Genomic DNA, 25,089 nt, shown 5'->3' on the forward strand with positions numbered 1-25,089 from the left:
GCCCGCCACCTCATCGACAATTGCGTGATGGATGTTTCTGCCATGACCCGCCGCCCTGAAACCGCACCGCCGTGCTCGGCCGCCGGCCTGGTGACGCAGCTTGAGGAAGACATCGTGTTCGGCCGGCTGCACCCGCGCGAGCGGCTGGTCGAGGACGAGCTGATGGCCCGCTTCGAGGCCAAGCGCCACGTGGTGCGCGAGGCGCTGGCCTCGCTCGACCGCATGGGCCTGGTCGAGCGCCGGCGCAACGTGGGTGCCTTCGTGCGCAGCTTCAGCACGCAAGAGGTGGAGGAGCTGTACGACCTGCGCAGCCTGCTCGAGGTTGAGGCGGCGCGGCAGATCGCCCTGCCGCTGGCGCCGCAGGCCCTGGACGAGCTGGTTGCCATCCAGCACCGGCACGATGAGGCCGTCGCCCAGGGCCACGCGCGCGAGGTGTTCGTGGTCAACCTGGCGTTCCACAAGACCCTGTTCACGCTGGCCGGCAACCGCACGCTGGCCCGCGCGATCGAGGAGTACGCGCGGCAGACTTACGCCATCCGGTTTGCCGGCCTGGTGTCGGCCGAGTACCGCAGCAAGGCGCGCGACGAGCACTGGCAGATGATCGAGGCCCTGCGCCGCAACGACAGCCCGACCCTGCAGGCCCTGTGCCGCGCGCACCTGCGCCCCTCGCAGGATGCTTACCTGCAGACCCAGCGCTTGCGCGACGCCACCGGCGGCTGAGCGGCCACGGCCGGGCAGAAGGGGCGCGGTTCCACGGCTTCGGCGTTTGCGTTGCGCGGTGACTGGCCTTGCGCTCACCAACGGCGGCAGGCAGAGGGGCGTGGGGGCGGCTCCGCGAGCCTGGACCGCGAACCGCACGTCACGAACGGCGCGTCACGAACGCGGCCAGCCAGGCCAGCGCAGGCCGCGGTGTCTTGCCTTGCGCATCCCACAGGCCAGTGCGGTGCCGACGCAAGCCGGCCGCCGCTGACGGTCTTTGGCGGCACCATCGCGCTTGGCCGGTTCCGGGTGGCCGTCCGCGACGCGGTTCGCGTGGCGGCTGGCCGTGTCCGAGGCTGACCGCCCGTGGCCGGCGCCGCGTCGCGTGGACCTCACTCGTGTCAGCGACCCGCATCGCCGGTGAGCCACGACCCTGTTCGGGTTGAACGGGACTGCGCTGGCCCGGGGCCCAGTCCGGCGCTGTCTATAATTTTCGGGCGCCGGGTTTGGCCTGGCGCTCGGTGTTGGTGCCTGCAGCAGCAGGCTGAAATGGGAAGCAGGTGATTCTGCGCCGCAGGCAGTATGACTGGGTTGCCGTTGGATATTCAACGGGAACTGGTTGATACTGCCGCTGAGCGACACAATCCTGCACTGCCCCCGCAACGGTGATTGGTTGGTGAGGCTCCGGGTCAGGCGACCCAGCCACTGGGGTTTGGGCGGTGTCTAGCAGGGCGCCGCCGGACCGTGGGAAGGCGAGCATCACGCGTGGCTGGCGCCACTTCATGCCATCAGTCCGGAGACCGGCCACCCCGATTCGCAGCTGCGGCCCGTGCGCCGCAGCCATTTCCGCTCTTGAACCCGGCGGGGTAGCCGGGACTGGATGGTTGGCATGTCTGTCGTGAATCGCGCGCCTGTGGCCAGGCGCGCCCCGCCTCGAACCCCGGCCTGGGGTGGTGCGTGGGCGGCGCCGGCGCGCTCCGCCCGCGTCCCCGCTCTTGCGCGCGTTCCTGCACGGGACCCCGTGCGGTCCGGCGCGGGTCCGCGTCCCCCCTTGTCCTGATCCCTTTTCGTTGACCGCCTGCCGCGCGACGCGCCGTTGCGTGGCGGCTCCCATGGGCTTTTCACATGCACGCCAAAAAGATTCCCGCCACCATCGTCACCGGCTTCCTGGGCAGTGGCAAGACCACGCTGTTGCGCCATATCCTGAGCAACGCCCAGGGCCTGCGCATCGCGGTCATCGTCAACGAGTTCGGTGAACTCGGCATCGACGGCGACATCCTGCGCAGCTGCGCGCTCGAATGCGCCGAAGACGGTGGCACCGAGCAGGTTGGCCAGCTGTACGAGCTGGCCAACGGCTGCATGTGCTGCACGGTGCAGGAAGAGTTCTTCCCCGTCATGAAGCAGCTGGCCGAGCGCCGCGACGACATCGACGTGCTGCTGATCGAAACCAGCGGCCTGGCCTTGCCCAAGCCGCTGGTGCAGGCCTTCCGCTGGCCCGAGATCGCCAACGTGTTCACGGTCGATGGCGTGGTGACCGTGGTCGACGCGCCGGCCACGGCGGCCGGCCAGTTTGCGGCCGACCCGGTGGCGGTGGACGCGCAACGCCGCGCCGACGACAACCTGGACCATGACGCCAGCCTGCACGAGCTGTTCGAGGACCAGCTCTCGGCCGCCGACCTGGTGGTGGTGAGCAAGGTCGACCTGGTGGACGAGGCCGCGCTGGCCGAGGTCGAGGCGCTGGTGCGGGCCGAGGTGCCGCCCGAGGTCAAGCTGGTGCGCGCCGAGCGCGGCGCGCTGCCGCTCAGCGTGGTGCTGGGGCAGGGCAAGGCGGCCGAAGACAGCATCGAAGGCCGCCACAGCCACCACGACCACGACGAGGACCACGACCACGACGACTTCGATTCGCTGGACCTGGACCTGGGCGAGCAGGACCCGCAACGCCTGCTGGCGGCCCTGGCCGAGGTGGTCAAGGCGCACGACGTGCTGCGCGTCAAGGGCTTCGTCGCCGTGCGCGGCAAGCCCATGCGGCTGCTGGTGCAGGGCGTGGGCAAGCGCATCGACCACTACTTCGACCGCGCCTGGGCCAAGGACGAGGCGCGCACCACGCGCCTGGTGTTCATCGGCCGCGACCTGGACGCGCAGCGCCTGCAGCACGCGCTGGCCTGACATGCACCTGCTGAGCACCCAGCCGGGCCGCTTCGTCGAGGACGAGGCCATCGTCACGCGCCTGAACCAGACCCCGGCCGAGATCGTCGTCCTCAGCTCGGCCGACACCACGCTGGCCCTGCTGTCGGCCGCGCGCACCCACCTCGCGGCGCAGGACCCGGACTTTCCCGGCCTGCGGCTGGTCAACCTGCTGCACCTGCGGCAGAACGCCTCGCTGGACCTGTACGTGGACGAGGTGCTCGCGTCGGCCCGCGTGGTCGTGGTCGACCACCTGGGCGCGGCCTCGAGCTGGACCTACGGCATGCAGTGCATCACCCAGCTGGCGCGCGACCGCGGGCAGCAACTGGTCATGTTCTCGGGGGATCAGCAGGAGGACCCGGACCTGCTGGCCCGCAGCACCGTGGCCGTGGCTCAGGCGCGCCTGCTGTGGCAGTACCTGCGCGCCGGCGGCGTGGCCAATGCGGTGGGGTTTTTGCAGGTGCTGGCGCAGGGCATGGCGCCGGCCGGCAGCTCACCGCTTCGCCCGCCGCCACCACCACCGCGGGTGTATCCACCGGTAGCAGTATATGTACCTTTGCGTTGGATGGAAAACGGCAACCCCGGCATACTGGGTGATGTCAATGCGCTGAAAGCCAGCCGCTGGCAGCCGGGCAACCCCGTGGCCGTGCTGGTGTTTTACCGCGCGCACCTGCTGGCGGGCAACACGCTGGCCTTCGATGCGCTGGCCGATGCGCTGCTGGCGCGCGGCCTGAACCCGCTGCCGCTGGCGCTGGAGTCGCTGAAGGACAGCACCTGCCTGCAGGTGCTGCAAACGCTGTGCGCTGAACACGACGCGCAGGTCGTCATCAACACCACCGCGTTTGCCGCGCTGGGCGAGGCCGGCGGCGAGCTGGTGGGCGACGTGCCCGTGCTGCAGGCCATCGCCTGCGGCAACAGCGAGGCCGACTGGGCCGAGGACCCGCAGGGCCTGCGGCCGCGCGACATTGCCATGCAGGTGGTGCTGCCCGAGGTCGACGGCCGCATCATCTCGCGCGCCATCAGCTTCAAGGGCCTGTCGCACCACTGCCTGTTGACCCAGGTCGACGTGCTGGGCTACGTGCCCAAGCCGGACCGCGTGCGCTTCGTGGCCGAGCTGGCGGCGGCCTGGGTGGCCCTGCGCCGCCTGCCCGCGGCCGACAAGCGGCTGGCGCTGGTGCTGGCCAACTACCCGGGCAGCGAAGGCCGCATCGGCTCGGGCGTGGGGCTGGACACGCCGGCCACCGTGATCGGGCTGCTGGCCCAGCTGGAGCGCGACGGCCTGGCGCTGGGCGACCCCACGCTGCGGCCGGCCAACGGCGACGAGCTGATGCAGCTGCTGACCGCCGGCGTGGCCAACGACGCGCGCCAGTGGCCGCTGCGCCCGGCGTTCCAGAGCTACGCGCTGGCCGATTACGAGCGCCGCCTGCGCTCGCTGCCGGCCGAGCTGCGCGCGGCCATCGTGCAGCAGTGGGGCGAGCCGGCCGACGACCCGGCGGTGCGCAAGGGCCGTTTCATGATTGCCGGCATCCGCCTGGGCCATGTGTTCATCGGCATTCAGCCGGCGCGCACGCTGGCCGCCGCGGGCGTGCCGCAGGCCAACGATGCGGCGAGCTACCACGACGCCGAGCTGGTGCCGCCGCACCACTACCTGGCGTTCTACTTCTGGCTGCGCGAGGCCTTTGGCGCCCACGCCGTGGCCCACGTGGGCAAGCACGGCAACCTCGAATGGCTGCCCGGCAAGAGCCTGGCGCTGTCCGCGTCCTGCTGGCCCGATGCCATCCTGGGTCCGCTGCCCAACCTCTACCCCTTCATCGTCAACGACCCCGGCGAGGGCGCACAGGCCAAGCGCCGCACCCAGGCCGTGATCATCGACCACCTGATGCCGCCGCTGGCGCGGGCCGAAAGCCATGGCCCGCTGCAGGACCTGGAGCGCCTGGTGGACGAGTACTACGACGCGCTGCTGGTGGACCAGCGCCGCGCCCGGTTGCTCAAGCAGGCCATCGTCGAGGCCGTGCGCGCCACGGGCTTGCTGGCCGACCTGGCGGATGGCCGGCCCGTAGCGGCGCGGGACACCCCGGCCGGCGCCTGCTGCCCCCCGCCGGCCGAGGCCGGCGAGGCACGCGAAGACGACGCGCTCATCGCCCAGGTGGACGCCTACCTCTGCGAACTCAAGGAAACGCAGATCCGCGACGGGCTGCACATCTTTGGCCAGTCCCCCACGGGTGAACAACGCCTGTCCACGCTGGCGGCGCTGGCGCGCCTGCCGGCGGGCGACGGCCAGGGCGAGCGCATGGGCCTGCTGCAGGCGCTGGCGCTGGACGTGCTGGGGCCACCCGAGGCCGGGCAGCCGGCGTTCAACCCGCTGGACATCGAGCCGGCCGTGCCCTGGTCAGGTGCCCGCCCCGAGGTGCTGGCGCGTCAAAGCGACGCCGCCTGGCGCACCCATGGCGACACGCGCGAGCGGCTGGAGCTGCTGGCGCTGCAGGTGTTGGCGCAACCTGACCTGGCGGCCGGCTGGCCGCACACGCAGGCGGTGCTGGGGCGGGTGCTGGGGCAGATCGGGCCGGCGCTGGACGCCTGCGGCCCGCAGGAGCTGGCGCAGTTCTCGCAGGCCTTGCGCGGCCGCTTCGTGCCGGCCGGGCCCAGCGGCTCGCCGTCGCGCGGGCGCCTCGACGTGTTGCCCACGGGGCGCAACTTCTACACCGTCGACACGCGGGCGATTCCCACGCCCACGGCCTGGAAGCTGGGCCTGCAGTCGGCCGAGCGCCTGATCGAGCTCTACCTGCAGACCCATGGCGAGTACCCGCGCGAGCTGGGCCTGTCGGTCTGGGGCACCTCGACCATGCGCACCGGGGGCGACGACATCGCGCAGGCGTTTGCGCTGATCGGCGTGCGGCCGATCTGGGCGCCGGGCAGCCAGCGCGTGACCGACTTCGAGGTGCTGCCGCGCGTAGGCCTGCACCGGCCGCGCGTGGACGTGACGCTGCGCGTGTCGGGCTTCTTCCGCGATGCCTTTCCGGGCGTGATGCAGATGTTCGACGCCGCCGTGCAGGCCGTGGCCGCGCAGGAGGAAGACGAGGAGGACAACCCGATCCGGGCCCGCATCCTGGCCGATGCGGCGCAGCTGCAACAGGGCGGTTTGAGTGAGGCCGAGGCCCGCGCGCGCGCCGGCTGGCGCGTGTTCAGCGCGGCGCCCGGGCGGTACGGCACCGGCATCCATGCGCTGCTGCAATCGGGCCAGTGGGAGGGCGACGCCGACCTGGCGCAGGCCTTTGTCAGCGCCGGCGCCTACGCCTATGGCCAGCAGGTGCACGGGGCGCCTGCCGGCCCCGAGCTGCAGCGCCGGCTGGCGCAGCTGCACATCGTGCTGCAGAACCAGGACAGCCGCGAGCACGACCTGCTCGACTCGAGCGAATACAGCCAGTTTCAGGGCGGCATGGCGGCGGCGGCGCGCCACTACGGCGGGCAGCAGCCCGAGCTTTACCACGGCGACCACGGCAACCCCGAGGCCGCCCGCATCCGCCCGCTGCGCGAGGAAATCGGCCGCATCGTGCGGGCCCGCGTCACCAACCCCAAGTGGATTGCGGGCGCCATGCGCCATGGCTACAAGGGCGCGTTCGAGATGGCGGCCACGGTGGACTACCTGTTCGGCTTCGACGCCACGGCCCGGGTGGTGGGCGCCCACCACTACCAGGCCCTGGCCGAGGCCTACCTGTTCGATGCCACCGTGCATGACTTCATCGCTGGTCACAACCCCCAGGCGCTGGTGGACATGCACGCGCGCCTGCTCGAAGCCATCTCGCGCGGCATGTGGGCGGCCGAGGCCGACACCGTGGCGCGGCTGCAGGCCCAGTTGCTGGCCGCCGAAGGCGAACAGGAGGGGCGCCATGCCTGAATCCCGTGATCCCACCCGCGATGGCCGCTCGCCGACGGTCCTGGTGCCGGCCGAGCCGCCGCTGCATTTCCCGTTCACGGCCATCGAAGGGCAGGACGAGCTTCAGCAGGCCTTGCTGCTGACGGCCATCGAGCCGCGCATCGGCGGCGTCGTCGTCGAGGGGCCGCGCGGCACGGCCAAGACCACAGCCGCGCGCGGCCTGGCCGAGCTGCTGGCGCCGGCCCCTTTCGTCAGCCTGCCGCTGGGCTGCACCATCGAGCACCTGGTCGGCAGCCTGGACATCGGCCAGGCCCTGAGCCACCAGCAGCTGGCCTTTGCGCCCGGCCTGCTGGCCAAGGCGCACGGCGGTGTGCTGTACGTCGATGAAATCAACCTGCTGCCCGACGCCCTGGTCGACGTGCTGCTCGATGTGGCCGCCAGCGGCGTCAACCGCGTGGAGCGCGACGGCATTTCGCACCAGCACGCGGCGCGCTGGGTGCTGGTGGGCACCATGAACGCCCAGGAAGGCCGGCTGCGCCCGCAGCTGCTGGACCGCCTGGGGCTTGGCGTGGTGGTGGGCAACGTGCACGATGCCGCCCAGCGCCAGCGCATCGTGCGCGCGCGGCTCGCGTTCGACCACGACCCCCAGTCGTTTGTTCAGCAGCACGCGCAGCGCCAGCAGGCGCTGGCCCGGCGGCTGGCGCGCGCCCGCGCGGCGTTGGCCGGCCCGGTCGAGGTCTTGGACGCGGCCTGGGCCGACGTGGCCCAGCGCGGCATCGCGGCGGCGGTGGATGGCCTGCGCGCCGACATCGTGATGCTGCGCGCCGCCACCGCGCAGGCTGCCTGGGAGGCGGCGGCCGTTGACATGGCCGACGCTGCTGACACTGCCGCCAAGGCGCAAGCCCTTCAGGTCACGCCCGCGCATGTGGCGCAGGTGGCCGAACTGGTGCTGCGCCACCGCCGCGCGGCGGGCGAGGCGCCGGCGCCCGCTGCAGCACGCCCGGCGTCGCCGCCGCCCGCCGCGCCGCAGGCGCCGACGCCCGCGCCACCGCCATCCGACGCTGGCCAGCCCCCGGCCAGCCAGCCTCAGCCGACCACGCCCGGGGGCGGACCCGATGCGGGTGAGCCAGGCGCCGTCCAGCGCGATGCGGCACCGCCCGCTGGCGGGGAGTCAGGCGTGGAACCATCGGATGCGGGCCAGGGGCCGTCGTCCGGTCAGGCCGATTGGGGCGGGCTGGCGGCTGAACCCGTCCCCAGCGCCACCGCGGCCAATCCTTTGCTGCAGCGGTGGCTGCAGACGCTGTCGCAGGCCGTCGCCGAAGACCCGCCAAAAAAAGCCTGAGCCCCCGCGTTGGCCCCCCGCGCGCAGCGCGGGCCGGGGCAGGGCGGGGGCGGGCATCCGGGCCGCTCAGGGCCGCGTCGGCGGGCCGGGCGACGCCTGCGTCTGTCCAGCGCGGCACGCCCGGCGCGGGCGCGCGCATCGACTGGCCGCGCAGCCTGGTGCAGCGCCCGCTCGACGCGGCCTTGTACCAGCCCTGGCAGCTGCACTGGCGCGACGACCGGCCGCCGCCGCGCGTGCTGGACCTGTTGCTGCTCGATTGCTCGGCGTCCATGGTGCAGTCCGGTGCGCTGGCGCTGGCCAAGGGCCTGGGCATTGCGCTCATGGACGAGGCCTATCGCGCGCGGCGCGACGTGGGCCTGATCCGCTTTGGCGGGCAACATGCGGGTGTTGAAGTATGGCCTCAGCAGTCAGGCTGGTTCAATGGCGACTGGGTGGAACCCCTGACCGGTGGTGGCGGCACCCCGCTGCAGGCCGCCGTCGATCTGGCGCAGGCCGTGGTGCAGCAGGCGCGCCCCGCGGTGTGCTGCCTGTGGCTGTTGAGCGATGGCCGCGTGCACGAGCGGCCCGCCGCGCCGCAAGGTTGCGACGTGATCCACGTGCTCGATGTGGACCAGGCGCCGCCGCACCGCCGGCTGCCAGGCGCGCGGCTGCTGGCCGAGCATTGGCAGGCGCGCTACCTCGCCTTGCCGGCCGCATGAGCTGTCCGCCTGTGGGCGGCCAAGGCCAGCCGGTTCGTCGCGATGGCGTGCGGGCCGAGTAGGCCGCTTGTGCCACCGACGGCCGGCCGGCGCGGGTTGGGCAGCGCGTGTACCGCACCGCCTGGCGTGCTTGACCAAGCCTGGCCGAGGGCCGCGGCTGTCCCAGCGGCCGAGTGGGCAAGCTGGCCACCGCAGGCCCGGTCGCTTCAGCGGGCAGGCTGCGATCGGCGGCGCGGTGGCTGGCCCGGGTGCTGGCTTTCATGGGCCGATGTTGTCATCAGGTCGATGCAGTATACATGGGTTGTCGATGTCAAATCATCGGAATTTGAACCATACTGCTGAACATAGTGATGACCTGACCTGACCTGACCCATCAGCCCATCAGCCCATCAGCCCATCAGCCCATCAGCCCATCAGCCCATCAGCCCATCAGAACGCGGTGGCCGGCATGGCCGACCGCTGGCCGGCACCCATTGCCGACCGCATCTTGATGGCGTTTCCCCGTGCGTTGGCCAAACCATCAGCCGGCGTTGGTCAGACAGAAGGGCCCGTGGCGACCTCCACGTCGATCGGCTTGCCTGGGTGCGCGGCCTCAGGCTTGCTCGTCCGCCTGCCGATGGCCGAGGTGCAGGCCGGCCCCCATGCCCAGTCCGGCACCGTCCGCGCCCCCGCACCGCCCCCGCGCCCACCCGCACCGCTTGCAGGGCCGGTGTTGCGGCCATTGCGCGCGCCGCCGCCTGCCGGGCTGGGGCGCAGCGGTCCCGGGTCGGGCACGACCACATTGGCAGGCACCGGCTCCAGGTCCAGCGCGCTGCGGATGACGGCGCGCAAGGCGTGCACCAGGGGCGCCAGTTGCACGCTGCGGCCGGCCACCATGTCCTGCGCGGCGGTGGCGGCCAGGCACACTGGCTCCTCGGTGCCCAGCAGGGATGACGTCGGACAAGGCGGCCTCCATGGCATCGCGCGTGCGGCGCCGGCGCTCGGCGGCGGACTCGGGCAGCGTGTCGGCCGTGGAGGGGTGAGAGGCGCAATCCGCGCTCAACTCGACGACTCGGACGACGCCCGCCGCGCACCGTGATCTTGAAACCCATGGTCAGGCGCAATCCGAGAACCAGGGCGTGCCCACACTAGCCCGGCTGGCGCGCAGGTGCTGCGATGCCGTCGTCGCAAGCTGCGGCCATCGTCGCGGGGCGGTAGCGGCTGGGGTTGGCGCCGGCAACCTTCTTCATCAGCCGTCGCAGCGCGGTGGCATCCTGGTAGCCGACCGCCTCGGCCACCTGGTCCACCGTCATGCGGCTGCCTTCGAGCAGCGCGCGGGCGCGCCGCAGCCGCACGCTTTGCACCAGGGCCAGGGTGCTCTTGCCAGTGGCCTGGCGGATGCGGCGCGACAGGGTGCGCTCCGACATGCAAAAGGCCTCGGCCAGGGCAGCCACGCTGGGCGGGTTGGGCAGCGCTGCCTCAACACGCGCAGCCAGCTGTGCCACCAGGCTGTCGCCGTTGGCCAGCACCTCGGCCACGATGTAGGGCGCCTGCGCCTGGCGGCCGTCGATCAGCAGCATGCGCGACACCGCATCGGCCAGCGCGGCGCCGCCGTGCGCGCGCAGCAGGTGCAGCATCAGGTCGGTCTGCGCGAAAGCGGCACCAGCGGTGGTGATGGGGCCGTCGGCGCAGACCATGCGGTCGGCATCGACCGTGCAGCCGGGTGCCAGCCGCTGCAGCAAGGGTGCATGCCACCACGAGGTGGTGGCGCGACGCCCCGCCAGCAGCCCGGCCGGCTGCAGCAAGAACACCGAGGAGCATGAGGCGACGACCCGCCCCCCGCCCTGCACATGGCGCGCGATGCGCCGCGCCAGCGCCGCGGTGTCGGGTCGGGCCAGCCGCTGCGTGATGGCGGCGGTGGTGTTCAGGCCCAGGCCAGGCAGCACCCAGGTGGAGCGGTCGTCGCGTGCACGCACAGGTAGCCTCGTCGCCTCGACCTGCATCCCGCCCTGCAGCCGCACCAGGCCAGGTTCGGGGGCGCACAGTCGCCAGCGCGGCACCGGCACGCCCAGGCGTGGCGCGAGGGCCCGCGCGGCGACCAGGATGTCGAGGGTGGCGGCGAGGCTGCTGGCATAGGCGTCGTCCAGCGCCAGGATGGTGAAGTCGTGCATGTCAAAGGCTGTCGGATAAGGCCCGGAAAGAGACGGAACAGACACTGTCATTTTGCGTGCCTCAGGGCTCCAATACCCGTTTCACTGCCCAAAAAGGACACACCATGGCCACCGCCCGCAGGCTGGACGAAGACGACTCGCTGGACGATTTCACGCCCCGCCGCATCACGCTAGACGGCGTGGAGAAGGTGGTGCATGTGGCCGGCAACGGTCCGGCCGTGATCGTGATGACCGAGATGCCCGGCATCAGCCCGCACGTCGCGCGCTTTGCCCGCTGGGTGCGCGATGCCGGATTCACCGTCTACATGCCTTCGCTGTTCGGGCGTGACGGCGCGGTGCCGGACGCCGAGGAAGGCGTGGCGGTGTTCAGGCGCGCCTGCGTGAGCGCCGAGTTCCGCGCTTTCGCGGCCAACGAGTCGCACCCGGTCACGCAATGGCTGCGCGCGCTGGCACGGCAGGCGCATGCCGAATGCGGTGGGCCGGGCGTGGGCGCGATCGGCATGTGTTTCACCGGCAATTTCGCGCTGTCGATGATGCTGGAGCCCGCGATGCTGGCGCCGGTGATGTGCCAGCCTTCGCTGCCCATGGACAAGCCGGCGGCGATGAACATCGCCCCCGAGGAACTGGCGGTTGTGGGCGAACGCCTGCGGCGCGAAGACCTGACCGTTCTGGCCTACCGCTTCGAGGGTGATCGCCACTGCCGGGCCGAACGCTTCGCCGCCTTCGCGCAGGCGCTGGGTGACCGCTTCGTGGCGCGGGTGCTGCCCGACAGTGCGGCCAACACGGTGACGCCGCCTTTCTTTGCGCAAGTGGTGGCCAGCCCGCACAGCGTGGTGACGGCGCACCTGATCGACGAGGCAGGCCAGCCGACCGTGGCGGCGCGTGACGAGATGCTGGGCTTTTTCGCGCAGCGCTTGCGGAAAGGCTAGGGTGCGCTTCAGCGCGCACTCATGCGGCCGACGCGGTCCCTTCACCCCGCGATGAGGACCCCAGCATGACGCTGTCATTCAGCTGGCTCACCTTGCGAGAACGTGGCTTGTTGCCAACAGCGTGTCCGGGTAGTCCGACACGCCGCTTGACCTCAAGTTAACCTGAGGTCTTATCCTGCTGCTGTGCCTTTCGCGCGACTTGTGCACCGCCCATGACTTCCGGAGTTCCCATCCATGTTCGCCAGCCATACAGCATCACCACCGGTCGCTCAACCAGGAAGCGCCGGCACCTTTCTTGAAGAGAAGGCCTTTCGCGCACGGACAGTGCTCGTGTTCGGGACCGTGACGGATGCGCTGGCCTCGGAAACCGTCCGTAAGCTCCTGGCGCTGGATGCGGAATCCAGCGCGCCAATCACCATGATCGTGTCTTCTCCGGGAGGCCATCTCGAATCGGGTGATGCGATCCATGATGTCGTGCGCTTCGTTGCTTCACCCGTCAACATGGTGGGCACGGGGTGGGTGGGCAGCGCGGCGACCCACCTCTACCTAGGGGCATCACGCGAGCGGCGCTTCTGCCTGCCGCAGACCCGTTTTCTGATTCACCAGCCGAGCGGCGGTGCCGGCGGCCCCGCAAGCGACATCGCGATCCAGGCCAGGGAGATCATCCAGGCCCGGGAACGCATCGCCCAAGTCATCGCACGCGAGACAGGTCAGCCTCTTGAGCGCGTGCTGAAGGACATCGAGCGCGACCTGTGGATGCCCGCCGAAGAAGCGCTGTCCTACGGACTCGTGTCGCGCGTCATCCAGCGCCGCGAGGAGCTCGAACCCGCCTGACGCACTGTTGGAACAGCACATGCTCAAAATCCTGGGAAAACGATCCTCCATCAACGTTCGCAAGGTCCTGTGGGCTTGTGCCGAACTCGGCCTGCCGTTCCAGCGGGAAGACTGGGGCAGCGGCTACCACGATGTGAACACGGACACGTTCAAGGCGCTCAACCCGAACGCGATGGTGCCGGTGCTGATCGACGGAGACTTCGTGCTGTGGGAATCGAACAGCATCCTGCGCTACCTTGCCAATCGTCACGACGACGGTGCGTTGTACCCACACGGTGCCGTGGCGCGCGCCCGTGTCGACCAGTGGCTGGACTGGCAGGCGTCGGACCTCAACCGTGCGTGGAGCCATGCTTTCATGGCATTGGTTCGGCGCTCGCCAGAACACGCAGACGTCCGGCAGGTGCAGCGATCCCTGGACGACTGGCATCGGTTCATGCGCGTGTTGGAGGGCCGGCTGGTTGACACGGGGGCCTACGTCGCGGGAGAAAACTTCAGCCTGGCGGACATCGCCATTGGACTGTCGGTCCATCGCTGGTACCAGACGCCCTTCGAGCATCCCCACCTGGATGCGGTGGACACCTATTACCAGCGCATCGAACGGCGCAGCGGATTCATCGCACACTGCATCGGCGTACCGTGAGCCGATCGGCCTTGTCCACCGCGATCATGCCCATGCAACCTGATCTGCTTCTGGCTTTCGTGACCTATGCGTTCGTGACCTCCATCACGCCCGGTCCCAACAACACCATGTTGCTCGCTTCGGGGCTCAACCATGGGTTTGCCCGCAGCGTGCCGCACATCCTGGGCATCAGCATCGGCTTTGCGGCAATGGTGTTGGGTGTGGGGGCAGGATTTAGCCGCCTGTTTCTTGCCTGGCCGTCTTTGTATACCGCGTTGCGCGTGGTCGGTGCGATCTACATGCTCTGGCTTGCCTGGCAGATTGCGACCGCGCAGCCGTTGCAGGACACGGCCGCGCCAGGCCGGCCGTTCGGCTTCTGGAAGGCTGCCGCCTTCCAGTGGGTCAACCCCAAGGCGTGGATCATGGCCATTGGCGCCATCGCCACCTATGCGCCCGCCGAGGGCGGGGGGGTGGCGGTGATCGCCATCGCGGTCCTCTATGCCGCCGTCAATGCGCCCAGCGTCGCTGTTTGGGCCGTCTTTGGGACGACGCTGCGCCGCTGGCTCACGGACCGGCGGCACCTGCGCATCTTCAACATCGCGATGGCCGTGCTGCTCGTGCTGTCCTTGTATCCGCTGCTATTCGGTCACGCCGCGTGACAACGACATGCTCTCCAGGCAACAGGGATTGCGTCCTGGTCAAAGTGCCCGGCACGGGCTCGACGTGCAGCGCTTCGACTGAGGCCGTGGAAGCCGCGTTCCCTTGGGAGCCGCCTGCGGTTACTTCACGGCAGCATTGCCACCATCGGCGTACAAGGCTGATCCTGTGACGAAACTCGACATGGGACTCGCAAGAAAGAGCGCAGAGGACGCAATTTCTTCCGGCCGAGCGAGTCGCTTCATGGCGTGCAACCCCGCAGCCCAGTCTTTGGTGCTTTGGTCTCCTGCTATCTCGGTATCGGTTCCGCCCGGCAGCAGCGCATTCGCCCGTATGCCTTGAGTTGCATAGTCGGCGGTGATGCCCTTCACCAAACCCATCAGCCCCGCTTTCGAGGCGCCATAGGCCGCCATGCCGGGCAGGCCTGCACTGGTGCCCACGAAGCTCGATGTGAAAACAATCGAGCCGCCACCGCGAGTGAGCATCGCCGGAATCTGGCTACGAGCACCCAGGAAGGCTGCCGTGAGGTTCGTCTCCAACGTGACCTGCCATTCCTCTGGCGTCATCTCAGCCAGCGGTTTGAGGGCACCGACGATGCCGGCATTGTTGATCGCCATGTCGAGTCCACCGAATTTGCTCATCGCTGCCTCGATCACCTGCTCATGAGTTTCAGGACGCCCAACATCCCCCGCCACAACCTCGGCGCGGCCACCGTTCTGCCGGATCACGTCAGCGACGTCGTTGAGCAGGGCTTCGCGTCTGGCGGTGAGGATGACCGCCGCCCCGTGCGCGGCAAACATCGACGCGATCGCACGTCCGATACCAGAGGACGCACCAGTGACGACGGCCACTTTTCCATCAAGCAAAGCCATGAGAGATTCCCTTCGTATCCCATTGAAAGTGGGCATCGTATGGGTCCTGACCTTGCCCGGAACTCCGTTTCTTGCTGTCAAACAGGGGGGGCTGGGTCAAGGCAGGACAGCGATGGCGGGACTCATCGTGAAACAAAAAACCCGCAAAGCCTTGTGCCATGCGGGTTTTGAGAGGTTCCGGGGCTTTCTGAAAGCCTGAACTGGAGCGGGTGAAGGGAATCGAACCCTCGTATGAAGCTTGGGAAGCTGCCGTTCTACCATTGAACTACACCCGCTGAAGGTGTTTCGCCGACCCGGCACCGGCCCGATCAGCGAAGCCGCGATTCTAGCAGCGGCAGCCGTGCTGCGCCCGTTGCACGTCAACGCGCCGCTGGGCATGACGGGCTGGGCGAGGGCTGATTGCCGCGAGCACACTGGTGCGCGTGGCCCTCGTGCTGACACCGATGGGTGGCAGTATGAGTTCATTGATATTTTTTAGTGAACGAGAAGCGGTGGATACTGCAGTTGTGTCTCAATACACATCGCGCACGTAGCGCTTGTTGCGGCTCAGTGCCTGCACGTGGGCCTGGGCCTGCTCGGCGCTCAGGCCGCCGTGCTGCTGGATGAGGTCGCGCAGCGCCTGATCGACGTCCTTGGCCATGCGGCAGGCGTCGCCGCAGACGTAGAGCTGCGCGCCGTCCTGCAGCCAGGCCCACAGCTGCGCACCGTGCTCGCGCATGCGGTCCTGCACGTAGACCTTGTCGGCCTGGTCGCGCGAGAAGGCGAGGCTGAGCCGGGTGAGCAGGCCGTCGTGGTGCATGGCTTGCAGTTCGTCCTGGTAGTAGAAGTCGGTGGCCGCGTGCTGCTCGCCAAAGAACAGCCAGTTGCGGCCGGTGTGGCCGCGCGCACGGCGCTCGTGCAAAAAGCCCCGGAACGGCGCCACGCCGGTGCCGGGCCCGATCATGATGGCGGGCGTGTCGGACGCCGCGGGCGGGCGGAAGTGGGTGGACGGCTGCACGAAGATCGGCACCTCGGCCTCGCTGGCGCGATCGGCCAGGAAGGTGGAGCACACGCCGCGCCGGGGCTTGCCGGACTGGCCGTAGCGCACGGCCGAGACGGTGAGGTGCACCTCGTTGCGCTGGGCCTTTGGGCTGGACGAGATGGAGTACAGCCGGGGCTGCAGCCGCCCGAGCGCAGCGACCCAGTCCTGGGCCGCGACCTCGATGGGGAAGGCCTCGAGCAGGTCGATGAGCTGGCGCCCGCAGAGCCAGGACCGCAGGTCGCGGGCGCGTTCGGGCTGCAGCAGCTCGGCAAGCATGGCGCTGCCCGAGCGTTGCTGGATGAAGCCCAGCAGCGCGGGCGTGACCTTGGTGATGTCGTGGTGGCGCAGCAGCGCTTCGGACAGCGGCAATTCGCCCAGGCCGGTCACGCCGACGGGCGCGTGGCCGGGCAGCCGGAGCGCGGCCAGCGTGTCGGCCACTAGCTCGGGGCAGTTGGTGGGGCGCACGCCCAGGGCATCGCCGGCTTCGTACTGCAGGCCGGTGTCGGCCAGGTCGAAGACGATCTGACGGGTCTCCTTGCCCGACCCCGGGCCGTTCAGCACGCGGTTGGCCAGCAGCCGGGCGTGCAGCGGGTGGGTCCGGTTGCCGGTGTGGGCGTTGACGCCAGCCGTGCCTGACGCGGGTGCAGCGGGTGCGTGCTGTGCGGCGAGGGGCGCGGGGGCATGGACCGGCGTGGCGGGGGCAGGGGGTGAGGGTTGGGCGCCGGGCTGCGAATCGCCCAGCGCCTGCCGCACCGAGGCCAGCCAGCCGGCGGTGGCTGCCGTGTCGTCGGCTTCGCAATCGACGCGGGCCACCAGCCGCTGCGCGCCCAGCACGGCCAGGCGGTCGTCCAGCTGGCGGCCAAAGCCGCAGAACTGGTCGTAGCTGCGGTCGCCGAACGCGAGCACCGCGTAGCGGTAGCCGCTCAGCCGACCGGCTGTGTCCGCCTGCAGCGCCTGCCAGAGGGGCGCGCCGTTGTCGGGCGCCTCGCCGTCGCCAAAGGTGCTGGTGATCAGCAGCAGGTGGCCGCCGGCGGGCAGCTGGTCGATCGCCCAGGCGTCCATGCTGGCCAGCGTGACCTGGCAGCCCTGCTGCTCGAGTTGCCGGGCGCAATCGGCGGCGATGCCTTCGGCGTTGCCCGTCTGCGAGGCCCAGAGCACGGTCACCTGCGTGGCCGGCATGGGCGCCGGGGGCAGGGTCGGCGCGGGGTGGAGGTCGGCAGCCGGTGCCAGAGCGCCGGCGGGCAGCCAGGTGCGCGAGAACAGGCCGGCCAGGATGCCGTCCACCAGCGCGCGCTTGCCGGGCGCCAGCGGGGCGGTCGGCGGCAACAAGGGCACGCCGCCTCGCTCGCGGGCGTCGTCGCTGTGCAGGCCGGTGATGAAGCCTTGCAGGTAGAGCTGCTCGTGCGGCTCCAGCGTGGGCATGGGCGCGGTCGGTAGGCCCAGCAATTGGGACAGGGCTTGGGTTTGCATGGTGTGGTGCTCCCGTGACGGGTGTGGGGCGGTGACCGTGGCGGCCTGTGGCCTGGGCTGAGGCGCGGCGGCGCGGGCCTCGGTCGCCTGCACGGGCTCGGGCGGCAGGCGGCGCAGTGCCACGGCGCTGAACTTGAATTCGGGCTGTTGCGACAGCGGGTCGATGGCGTCGCTGGTCACGGCGTTGATGGCCAGGTGTTCGCCATGGACGTCGTTCCAGTGGAACGGTGCAAAGCACTGGCCCGGCTGCACGCGGTCGGTGACCACGGCCGGCAGCACCGCGCGCCCGCGCCGCGAGCGGATTTCGACGCGGTCGCGGCCCTGGATGCCGAGCGTGGTCGCGTCGTCGGGGTGCAGCTCGACGAAGGGGCCGGGGTTGAGCTTGTTCAGGCTGGGCACCTTGCCGGTCTTGGTCAGGGTGTGCCACTGGTGCTGCAGACGCCCGGTGTTCAGCACCATGGGGAAGTCGGCATCCGGCAGCTCGGCCGGGTCGCCGTGCGGCCGCGCAAAGAACACGCCCTTGCCGCTGGGCGTGGCAAACGCCAGGCGCGGCGGCGTGCCGGCTTCGTCGGCCCGAAGGGCCTGGCTGATGCCGGTGTTCAGGTAGCGGATGGGGTGGCGGTCCTCCCCGTCATCGGGGGGGCAGGGCCATTGCAGCGGCGTTTCGCGCAGGCGGGCATGGCTGGCGCCGCGGATGTCGTAGCCGGTCTTGGGGTTCCAGAAGCGCTTGATCTCCTCGAACACCTCGTCGGCGCTGGTGTGGCTGAAACCCTCGGCGTAGCCCATTTTGCAGGCCACGCGGGCGATGATCTGCCAGTCCGGCAGGGCCTGGCCGGGCGGCGCCACGGCCTGCTGCATCAGCGTCAGGTTGCGCTCGGAGTTGATCATCACGCCCTCGGCCTCGGCCCACAGCGCGCCAGGCAGCAGGATGTCGGCGTAGCGGTTGGTTTCGGTGTCGAGGAAGGCGTCCTGGGTGATGACCAGCTCGGCCCGCTGCAGGCCTGCGATCACGTTCTGGCGGTTCGCAACCGAGGCCACCGGATTGGTGCAGATCACCCAGCAGGCCTTGATGTCGCCGGCCTGCATGCGCTCGAACAGGGCCACCGTGCCGCCCACCTGGCGGGTGTGCAGCGTGCCGCGCGGCACCTGCCAGATGTCTTCGACAAAGTGACGGTCGTCCTCGGCCAGCACCGTGCGCTGGCCGGGCAGGCCGGGGCCCATGTAGCCCATCTCGCGCCCGCCCATGGCGTTGGGCTGGCCTGTCAGCGAAAACGGGCCGCTGCCGGGCTTGCAGATGGCGCCGGTGGCCAGGTGCAGGTTGCACAGGGCATTGGTGTGCCAGGTGCCATGGGTGCTCTGGTTCAGGCCCATGGTCCAGCAGCTCATCCAGGCGCCGGCCTCGCCGATCCACTGCGCGGCCTGCCGGATGTCGGCTTCGGGCAGGCCAGTGATGGCACTCACCTTGTCGGGTGAGTAGTCGGCCAAGAAGGCTGGCATGGCATCCCAGCCTTCGGTGTACTGGGCGATGAAGTCGGGGTCGGTGTGCCCGTTGGCGTGCAGCAGGTGCAGCAGGCCGTTCAGCAGGGCGAGGTCGGTGCCCGGCTGGATCGGCAGGTACAGGTGGGCCTTGTCGGCTGTGGTGTTGCGGCGCGGGTCCACCACGATGAGCTTGGCGCCGGCCTTCACCCGGTCCATGAGCCGCAGGAACAGGATGGGGTGGCAGTCGGCCATGTTGGCGCCGATGACGAAGAACACATCGGCGTGGTCGAAGTCCTGGTACGAGCCGGGCGGGCCATCGGCGCCGAGCGAGAGCTTGTAGCCGCTGCCGGCGCTGGCCATGCACAGGCGTGAGTTCGACTCGATCTGGTTGGTGCCGATGTAGCCCTTGCACAGCTTGTTGACCAGGTACTGGGCCTCCAGCGACATCTGGCCCGAGACGTAGAACGAGATCGCGTCGGGGCCGTGCTGGTCCAGCAGCGCCTTCAGGCGCCTGGCGGTCTGCGTGATGGCGGCATCCACACTCACCTGCACCGGTTCGCGCTGGCGGTCCAGGCGCGTGAACGCCGTTTCCATGCGCCCGGAATGCCGCAGGACCTGGGCGCTGCTGACCCCCTTGGTGCACAGGCGGCCAAAGTTGGTCGGGTGTGTCTTGAGGCCGGACACCTTCACCACCTGCTCCTGGTCGACGTGCAGCGTCATGCCACAGCCCACGCCGCAGTAGGGGCACACGGACGAGACTTCGCAAGCCATGGCCGGTCCTCAGGCGCCCGGCCGGGCCGCGCGGCAGTGCCGCGCAGGGGGGGTGGGGTGAGCGTGTGGCATGCGGCCTCCTTGGGCGGGCGGGCAGCGGGTGGCCGCTCGCGGGTCGTGAAACACACAAGGCGCCCGCAACGCGTGCCGCCCTCATGGGGGCCGGCAGGTCACGGACGCCTTTGTCCAGGTTGACGAGGGCAGGGTGGGTCCGCTTCGTCACCCAAACCGATGCAGGTTTTGTGCCAGGCCATGGCGCCCGGCCGCACACCGGCACGGTGCGTGCTTGCGGGTGCCAGGTGCCCTGAGCGGGCCGTTTTCTGGGCAGCTGCCCCCTGCAACAGGGCATGCCGCACCGAGCCCGTGCACGTCGCGACCTTGCGGTGCATTACCTTCATCACCCTCATGCCGTTTGAACTCGACATCGGCCTGGTCTCCCGGGCCGGGCGCGCGCCCCACAACGAGGACTTCGCCGCCGTGCAGCCCGCGGACGACCACACCCGCGTGGTGGCCGCCATTGCCGATGGCGTGAGCGCCGGCGGCCGGGGCCGCGAGGCCGCGCAGACCAGCGTGGCCAGCCTGGTGCGCGACTTCTTTTGCACGCCCGCCACCTGGGAGCCCACGGTGGCGCTCGACCGCCTCATCGGCGCGCAGAACGCCTGGCTGCACGGCATCAACCGGCGGCGCCAGCCGGCCTACGGGCTCACCACGCTGACGGCGCTGGTGCTGAGCGGCCAGAGCTTCACGCTCGCGCACGTGGGCGACACCCGGGCCTACCTGCTGCGCCAGGGCCAGCTCGAGCAGCTCACCGACGACCACGTGATGGGCGGCACGGACTTTGCGCACCGGCTGTCGCGTGCGCTGGGGCTGGAAGACCGCATCGCCATCGACTACCGCCAGGGCGAGGTGCTGCCGGGCGACGTGTTCGTGCTGCTGTCCGATGGCGTGCACAACGTGCTCACGCCGCGCCAGATCGCGCGGCGGGTGGGCGAGGCCGGCGGTGCCCAATCCCTGGCCGAGCACCTGGCCGACGCCGCGTGGCAGCAGGGCAGCCGCGACAACCTCACGGCCCTGGTGGTGCGCGTGCAGGGCGTGCAGGACGCCACGCTGGACGACATCACGCGCCAGGCCCAGGCCCTGCCGCCCTTGCCGCTGCTGCAGCCGGGCAGCGTGATCGACGGGCTGCACGTCGAGGCCCTGGTGGCCGACAGTGGCGTCTACCGCGTCTACCGCGTCTACCGCGTGCACGACGGGCGCAGCGGCCGACGTTACGCGCTCAAGACCCTGCACACTCAGCGCGCCCATGACCGCGAGGAGTGGGCCGCGCTGGCGCACGAGGCCTGGGTGGCCCGCCACCTGCAGACGGGGCCAGCCGCCCCGCACCTGGTGCGCGTGCACACGCTGGCCGAGGTCGCCCTGGCCGCGACGGCGGTGCCTGGGGAGTCGGCGTTGCCGCAGCCCGTGCCTTCGCCCTCGGCATCGGCATCGGCATCGGCATCGGCATCGGCATCGCCCTCGGCCTTCTACCTGCTGTACGACTGGGTGGACGGCGAGACGCTGGCGCAGTGGTTGGCGCGGCGTCATCGGCCCGCGGTGGTCCAGGTCGTGAGCCTGGCGCAGCAGGCGGCCCGCATCCTGGGCAGCCTGCACCGGCAGGGCGTGGTCCACCGCGACGTGAAGCCCGCCAACCTGCTGTGTGGCCCAGATGGCGTGCTGCGGCTGCTGGACCTGGGCGTTGCGCTGACCGGGCGCGAACCGGCGGCCGTGCGCGCCCTGCACGCGGGCACGGCCAGCTACGTCAACCCCGAGCAGTGGGACGACCCGCCCGCGCCGGCCGACGCAGGCAGCGACCTGTTCGCCCTGGGGGTGACGCTGTACCAGCTGCTGACGGGCCGCCTGCCCTATGGCGAGGTCATCGCCTACCAGCGCGGGCGCTACTGGCGCGACCCCGTGCCGCCCAGCCGGCACAACCCGCAGGTGCCGATCTGGCTGGACGCCATCGTGCTCAAGGCCGTCGCGCGCTCGCCGGCGCAGCGGTTTGAAACGGCCGAGGAGCTGTTGCTGGCCCTGGAACGTGGTGCGGCGCGGCCGTTGGCCCTGCCGGCGCCCAGTCCGCTGTCGGTGCGCGATCCGGCCTTGGGCTGGAAGCTGGCCTGCCTGTTCAGCGCGCTGCTCAACGCCGTGCTGGTCTACTGGCTGCTGTTCCTGCCGCGATGAGTCTGCTGACGGCTGTTGAAAGACCTGTGCAGTATGGCCTCATCGCCGATTGGATGTGATCGGCGATCTGGCCATACTGCGCCATGCGTCCAATTGGACGCTGACATGCGGACGAGGCGCAGGGCGGGGGAAACCGCTCAGGCGGCCACCATGCGGGCGCGGCCGCCGCGCTCGGCCCAGGTGCGCGTCCAGCGGATCTGCATGAAGCGCAGCATGATGAGCATGGCCAGCGCGCAGGCTGCGAACACCGCAAAGCCCGTGAAGTAACTGCCCGTGTGCTGCTGCGACAGGCCCATGCTGGCGGGAATCAGCCCGCCGCCCAGGGCGCCCAGCTCGCCGATCATGGAGCCGGCCACTGCGGTCGAGGCCGGCCAGCGCAGCGGCACGAGCTGAAACAGCGCGCCGTTGCCCGCCCCCAGTGCCGCGAAGCAGACCAGGAAGAACAGCACTGTCAGCGCCAGCGAGCCGTTGCTCAGCCCGCACATCAGCAGGCTGAGGCTGATCACCACCAGCACCGCCGTCAGCGTGTTGACGCCGCCCCAGTGGTCGGACAACCAGCCGCCGAAGATGCGCGTGACCGCGCCCATGAAGGCCGCCAGCATGGTCAGCTGGCCGGCTTCCACCTTGCTCACGCCGAACTGGTCGTGGAAGTAGCTGGGCAGGAACGTCGCCAAGCCGATGAAGCCGCCAAACGTGACGGCGTAGATCAGGCTGAAGGCCCAGCCGTCCTTTTCGAACAGGCAGGCGACGTGGTCGCGCAGGCTGGCGTGGGCGTCGACGTCGTCCGGCTCGCGCGCGAACACAACCATCACCACCATGGGCACCAGGATGCCGATGGCCGCAAAGCCATACACCGCCTGCCAGCCGTAGGCCTGGGCCAGCGGGGGCGCCAGCAGCGCGGCCACGGCCGTGCCGATGTTGCCCGCGCCGACCAGGCCCATGGCCAGCCCCTTGTAGCGCGGCGGGAACGAGCCGGATCCCAGCGACAGCGCCACGCCGAAGCTGGCGCCCGCGATGCCCAGCAGCACGCCCATGGCCAGCAGGTCGCCAAACGAGTCGACGGCGAAGTAGCCGTACAGCATGGCCAGCACGATGCCCACCATCTCGACCAGGGTGGCGTTCTTGCGCCCGATGTACTGGGCCAGCAGGCCCAGCGGGAAGCGCATCAGCGAGCCCGCGACGATGGGAATGGACAGCATCAGGCCCTTCTGGGCCGGTGTCAGCTCGAAGTGCTCGCTGAGGAACGGCGCCATCGCGCCGTTGATGACCCAGATCCCGCACGAGCAGGCGAAGTAGAAGAAGGCAGCGCCCAGCGTGGGCGCGTGTCCTGACTGCAGGAAGGTGCGAAAGCCCGACATCGATGGATCTCCATGCTCAAGGGGAAACGGCGTGTGGCCTGGGCTTGAGGGGCCCGGCCTGACGCCAAGGGGAAAAGAGGGCAGGCCGTCAGGCTGTGGGAAGCGCCGCCGCCATCTGCGGTGCGGGCGCGGGCTGCACCAGGCCGAACTCGCGCAGCGCGGGCAGGAAGTTCTCGTTCTCGTGCCCGCCGCGCGTGAGCTTGACCAGCGCAAAGCGCTGCAGCGCATCCAGCTGGTGCCACCGCCGGGGGCCGTCCAGGGGCTGGTGCAGGGCCTGCGCTTGGGTGGCGACCACCTCGGGCAGGCGCTCGGTCTGCGCCCATGCCGGGTCGGGCGGCAGCGCCAGCGTGACCACCGGCTCGCCCACGTCCGCGATGGCGCTGGCGAGAAAGGCGCGGTAGCGTTCGAGCTCATCGGGCTGCGCCACGCCCATGGACGCCAGCCGGCTGCGGGTGCCCAGGCTGAAGCGGCTCCAGGCGCGCAACGAGAGCTTGATGCCGCAGGCATCCAGCTTGAAGCGGACCACCATGGGCACGCAGCGCAGCGTGTTCACGAACGCTGCCTCAAAGTCAAAGTAAGTGGGGGTCATGGGCCACGCTCCTTCGGTGGGCGGCTGGCGCGGATCGCGCCGTTCAGCCGCCTGCACACGCAAAAACGTCCGCACCTTCGGGGCCTTCGCGGTTGAGGCGAGGGGTCGAATGTGCGGACGCCGTTGTCCTGCTGAGCGCGCCCCGGATCGGTTCGCGTCAGCGAGCCAGCCGAGCTGGACTGCGCAGGTTCACGCAAAACCCATGCCAGCGTTGACGGGTGCGGGTGGCCCGTGGCGTGCGTCAAATCGGGGTGCGCGGCCGCGTGTCACGCACCAGCGTGCGGCTGCATGGGGGATGCGCGGGACCAGCTTGGTGCACGGTGGTGCGCGCCTGGTGCGGGTCCGGGTCAAAGGCCGGGCGCTGGCGTCCCGACGATTGCCGCGCACCGCCTGCGGCTTCAGCCTGGCGGAACCGGACATGGCAATGTGCCGGGCGCGCTCGGCTTCCAGCGTTCGCGGAGGGCGGGTGCGTGACGCTTGCCGCGCGTGTTCGGCCGCCGCGGTGGGGCGGCTTGACCCAGCCCATGGGCGGCTTGTTGCGACAGGTCACGGGTGGCCGAGACCACCATGGCGCCGCACATCGCGGCAACGGTCGCACGGGGCCGCAGGGGCAAGGCGAGCGCCGCGCCAGGGCGCCTCAGATGCGGCGCGTGGGCTTGCCCAGTGGGTGGCTGGCCAGGGGCTCGAGGGCCCAGGCCTGCATTTCGTCGTCGCGCACGCGCTGCCGGCGGGCATCGATGCGCTTGGCGGCCACGCGGGCCACGCATTCGAGCTTCTGCAGGTCGCGCTCGGTCAGGGTCTCATCGCCTTCGTGGCTGAAGCAGCACAGCGTGCCGTAGGTGCGTCCGTCGCCCAGCACGATGGGGGCGCTGAGGTGGGCCCCGACGCGGAAGGGCGTGGGCGGCAGCTGCGGAAAGGCCGGGTGCACGGCGGCGTCGTGCACCAGCTGCGGCAGCTTGCCCTCGAGCACGCACTGGCAAAACGACTCTTCCAGCGACGAGCCACCGCCGGTGGCGATGACCTCGCAGCCGGGTTTGGTGTCCACGTGCTTGAACATGCGCTGGCCGTCGCGGATCTCGGAGAAGAAGATCACGTCCATGCTCAGGTGCTCGCGCAGGTCGTGCAAGACCTCGCGCACGGTGTCGTCGATCAGCTTGTCGCTGGAGGAGGCGGTGGCGATGAGCAGCTCGCTCACCGTCACTTCCAGGGCTTCAGGCGGGTAATCCCACAGGTGCAGGCTCATGGTCCAAACAAAGTAATCCTTTGGAGTGTATTTTTGCACCGACCCGGGTGGCGCACCGCCTTGGGGTTTTGGCTCAGGCGCAT

The 25,089-nt window shown here is 70.2% G+C and carries 17 protein-coding genes, 1 tRNA gene and 1 riboswitch; of the genes, 10 read left to right on the plus strand and 8 right to left on the minus strand.

The window, feature by feature from the left end; all coding sequences use genetic code 11:
• The first annotated feature begins 42 nt into the window (after positions 1-42).
• The 5 genes from CCO03_RS05290 (at position 43) to CCO03_RS05310 (ending at position 8,797) form a co-directional block, all read left to right on the plus strand.
• On the plus strand, positions 43-720 hold the full coding sequence (locus CCO03_RS05290; protein WP_236904037.1) for a GntR family transcriptional regulator: 678 nt from the start codon (positions 43-45) through the stop codon (positions 718-720).
• A gap of 487 nt (positions 721-1,207) precedes the next feature.
• A riboswitch (cobalamin riboswitch) is annotated at positions 1,208-1,522 on the plus strand.
• A 302-nt stretch (positions 1,523-1,824) separates the two neighbouring features.
• Positions 1,825-2,865, plus strand: a complete 1,041-nt coding sequence (cobW, locus tag CCO03_RS05295; protein WP_087278192.1) for a cobalamin biosynthesis protein CobW — start codon at positions 1,825-1,827, stop codon at positions 2,863-2,865.
• A 1-nt stretch (position 2,866) separates the two neighbouring features.
• On the plus strand, positions 2,867-6,778 hold the full coding sequence (gene cobN, locus CCO03_RS05300) for a cobaltochelatase subunit CobN (RefSeq protein ID WP_087278195.1): 3,912 nt from the start codon (positions 2,867-2,869) through the stop codon (positions 6,776-6,778).
• The gene (locus tag CCO03_RS05305; RefSeq protein ID WP_087278197.1) at positions 6,771-8,099 is read left to right on the plus strand and encodes a magnesium chelatase ATPase subunit I; all 1,329 of its coding nucleotides are present in this window, start codon (positions 6,771-6,773) and stop codon (positions 8,097-8,099) included. The genes cobN and CCO03_RS05305 overlap by 8 nt, the downstream gene beginning before the upstream one ends.
• A 158-nt stretch (positions 8,100-8,257) precedes the next feature.
• Positions 8,258-8,797: a vWA domain-containing protein gene (locus tag CCO03_RS05310; protein ID WP_087278200.1), complete on the plus strand. Its 540-nt coding sequence runs from the start codon at positions 8,258-8,260 to the stop codon at positions 8,795-8,797.
• Positions 8,798-9,331: 534 nt separating this feature from the next.
• Here CCO03_RS05310 and CCO03_RS05315 read toward each other — a convergent pair.
• Positions 9,332-9,703, minus strand: a complete 372-nt coding sequence (locus CCO03_RS05315) for a hypothetical protein (protein WP_087278203.1) — start codon at positions 9,701-9,703, stop codon at positions 9,332-9,334.
• 221 nt (positions 9,704-9,924) lie between these two features.
• Complete coding sequence (locus CCO03_RS05320; RefSeq protein ID WP_087278206.1) at positions 9,925-10,947, minus strand: GlxA family transcriptional regulator; 1,023 nt, start codon at positions 10,945-10,947, stop codon at positions 9,925-9,927.
• A gap of 104 nt (positions 10,948-11,051) precedes the next feature.
• On the opposite strand from CCO03_RS05320, the gene CCO03_RS05325 reads away from it, so the two are divergent.
• The 4 genes from CCO03_RS05325 (at position 11,052) to CCO03_RS05340 (ending at position 13,988) form a co-directional block, all read left to right on the plus strand.
• Positions 11,052-11,876, plus strand: a complete 825-nt coding sequence (locus CCO03_RS05325) for a dienelactone hydrolase family protein (protein WP_087278209.1) — start codon at positions 11,052-11,054, stop codon at positions 11,874-11,876.
• A gap of 234 nt (positions 11,877-12,110) precedes the next feature.
• A complete protein-coding gene (locus tag CCO03_RS05330; protein ID WP_087278211.1) occupies positions 12,111-12,710 on the plus strand; it encodes an ATP-dependent Clp protease proteolytic subunit in 600 nt (199 codons plus the stop codon).
• 19 nt (positions 12,711-12,729) lie between these two features.
• Positions 12,730-13,350, plus strand: coding sequence for a glutathione S-transferase family protein (locus CCO03_RS05335; RefSeq protein ID WP_087278214.1), 621 nt, complete (start codon positions 12,730-12,732; stop codon positions 13,348-13,350).
• 26 nt (positions 13,351-13,376) lie between these two features.
• Positions 13,377-13,988: a LysE family translocator gene (locus CCO03_RS05340; RefSeq protein ID WP_418236050.1), complete on the plus strand. Its 612-nt coding sequence runs from the start codon at positions 13,377-13,379 to the stop codon at positions 13,986-13,988.
• 120 nt (positions 13,989-14,108) lie between these two features.
• On the opposite strand, the gene CCO03_RS05345 is transcribed toward CCO03_RS05340, so the two are convergent.
• The 3 genes from CCO03_RS05345 to CCO03_RS05355 all read right to left on the minus strand — a co-directional run bounded on the left by CCO03_RS05345 (position 14,109) and on the right by CCO03_RS05355 (position 19,599).
• A complete protein-coding gene (locus tag CCO03_RS05345; protein ID WP_087278216.1) occupies positions 14,109-14,858 on the minus strand; it encodes an SDR family oxidoreductase in 750 nt (249 codons plus the stop codon).
• Between the two features lie 201 nt (positions 14,859-15,059).
• Positions 15,060-15,133, minus strand: a tRNA-Gly gene (locus CCO03_RS05350).
• A 236-nt stretch (positions 15,134-15,369) separates the two neighbouring features.
• Positions 15,370-19,599, minus strand: a complete 4,230-nt coding sequence (locus CCO03_RS05355) for a sulfite reductase subunit alpha (RefSeq protein WP_087278219.1) — start codon at positions 19,597-19,599, stop codon at positions 15,370-15,372.
• A gap of 405 nt (positions 19,600-20,004) precedes the next feature.
• Between CCO03_RS05355 and CCO03_RS05360 the strand changes: the two genes are divergently transcribed.
• Complete coding sequence (locus tag CCO03_RS05360; protein ID WP_087278222.1) at positions 20,005-21,816, plus strand: bifunctional protein-serine/threonine kinase/phosphatase; 1,812 nt, start codon at positions 20,005-20,007, stop codon at positions 21,814-21,816.
• A gap of 137 nt (positions 21,817-21,953) precedes the next feature.
• Here the strand turns inward: CCO03_RS05360 and CCO03_RS05365 are convergent, their stop codons facing one another.
• The 3 genes from CCO03_RS05365 to CCO03_RS05375 all read right to left on the minus strand — a co-directional run bounded on the left by CCO03_RS05365 (position 21,954) and on the right by CCO03_RS05375 (position 25,006).
• A complete protein-coding gene (locus CCO03_RS05365) occupies positions 21,954-23,174 on the minus strand; it encodes an MFS transporter (protein WP_087278225.1) in 1,221 nt (406 codons plus the stop codon).
• An 88-nt stretch (positions 23,175-23,262) separates the two neighbouring features.
• Positions 23,263-23,763: a nitrate reductase associated protein gene (locus CCO03_RS05370; protein WP_087278228.1), complete on the minus strand. Its 501-nt coding sequence runs from the start codon at positions 23,761-23,763 to the stop codon at positions 23,263-23,265.
• Between the two features lie 637 nt (positions 23,764-24,400).
• Positions 24,401-25,006: a GAF domain-containing protein gene (locus CCO03_RS05375; RefSeq protein ID WP_087278230.1), complete on the minus strand. Its 606-nt coding sequence runs from the start codon at positions 25,004-25,006 to the stop codon at positions 24,401-24,403.
• Positions 25,007-25,089: the final 83 nt, after the last annotated feature.

This window comes from Comamonas serinivorans (genome assembly GCF_002158865.1).
Lineage (GTDB): Bacteria > Pseudomonadota > Gammaproteobacteria > Burkholderiales > Burkholderiaceae_C > Comamonas_E > Comamonas_E serinivorans.